Origin of the sequence: Vibrio sp. 1874 (assembly GCF_033344395.1) — a bacterium.
GTDB classification, from domain to species: domain Bacteria; phylum Pseudomonadota; class Gammaproteobacteria; order Enterobacterales; family Vibrionaceae; genus Vibrio; species Vibrio alginolyticus.
Map to the genome: position 1 here is coordinate 1 of NZ_JAWPOR010000107.1, position 1,255 is coordinate 1,255.

The following is a 1,255-nucleotide window of genomic DNA, read 5'->3' on the forward strand; positions in this document are numbered from 1 at the left end:
TCACTTTTTAGATGGAAATCCAGAGTTTGCTGATCGACAAGGTTGCCATCGGTATCTTTAATGCGGGTTACTAACATGTGGTGCCCCGGTTCTGATTTGCTCAGCGTGAGTTCTACTTGTTCGCTTGCACCATCTTGAATTGAACCCGTCCAACTTGCTAGTGGTTCGCGATGATGATTGTAAACCGTTAACTCGGCGGTTAAGTCGCCCTCTGCGGTAAGAGTGAGGTCTAAAGCGGTTGGCTCTGTACCAATTATGTACTCACTAGCAAGACCATCAACCGTGAGTGAATAGTCAGGTACTGGCGTTTCAATATTGTAGCCAATTTCAACACGCTCAAGGCCACTGTTTGATTGCAGGTAAATTGGGTTCGTGCCGTACACTGGCGTGAACTTGTCTTCCGAATATTGACCAGCTTGAAGCTTAGTTTGCTCTTGGTTGATTTTACTCGCCAAGGCGTAAGACCAGTTTTTCGCTTGAGTGAGTGCGTCGTTACTAATTGCTAGTTCAGTGCGGTATGCAACGTTCTCTCCAGATTGATCAAACACGCGAGTGTAAACCGAATCGCCAACCTTTAGATTCATAGTAGGGATGATTTGGCCACCTTGAGTCCACTCAGGAATCACAGGGCCGTCACCATCAAATTTGACATCGATAACGTTGTAGAATGATGCAGCGGTATCCCCCACATCCCATATCGCAAGGATGACATGGTACCCTTCGCGTTCAGGCACGTTACATTGGTGGCTCATCTGTTTTGGTGGTTGAACCATATTGCCGTCAACCACACAGAAAGGGTTTAGATCGAACGAGTCGCGTGACAATGAAGCGTTCGGGTTCCAATTCGGTTTTGTGATGTAGTATTTCCAATCACGAGTCACGTGGTTTGCTGTAAAAGTCCATTCAAACGTTTGTGTACCAGATTTTATCGGACGTTTTATCCAGCGGTCGGCGGTTTGTTCGTCTAGTGCAGCTGCTAGAGCCGTTTCTGCGCTGGCAATTTTCCCGTCGCGAGGGCCTGTCTCTGGGAAGCCATCAGGGCCTTCGACGCTTTGTGGTTCATATTGAATTGCGCCGCAGTTAGTGTTTCTTTCATTGGTATCCGATGTTGGGTACTTACACAGCGCTGCACGACTTGCTGCGACGCCATCGTTGGATTCCGATACGTAACCGTGTGCTAAGACACCAGAGCTCATGCTTGCGATAGCCAGGGCAACGAGTGATTTATTAGGGAATGATTTCATTACACGTCCTC

Annotated in this window: 1 protein-coding gene; it reads right to left on the reverse strand. The window is 47.8% G+C overall.

Going from position 1 to position 1,255, the window contains the following annotated elements:
* On the reverse strand, positions 1-1,244 hold a 1,244-nt coding region (gene gbpA / locus R8N46_RS24885), incomplete at its 3' end, for an N-acetylglucosamine-binding protein GbpA (protein ID WP_318189731.1).
* Positions 1,245-1,255: the final 11 nt, after the last annotated feature.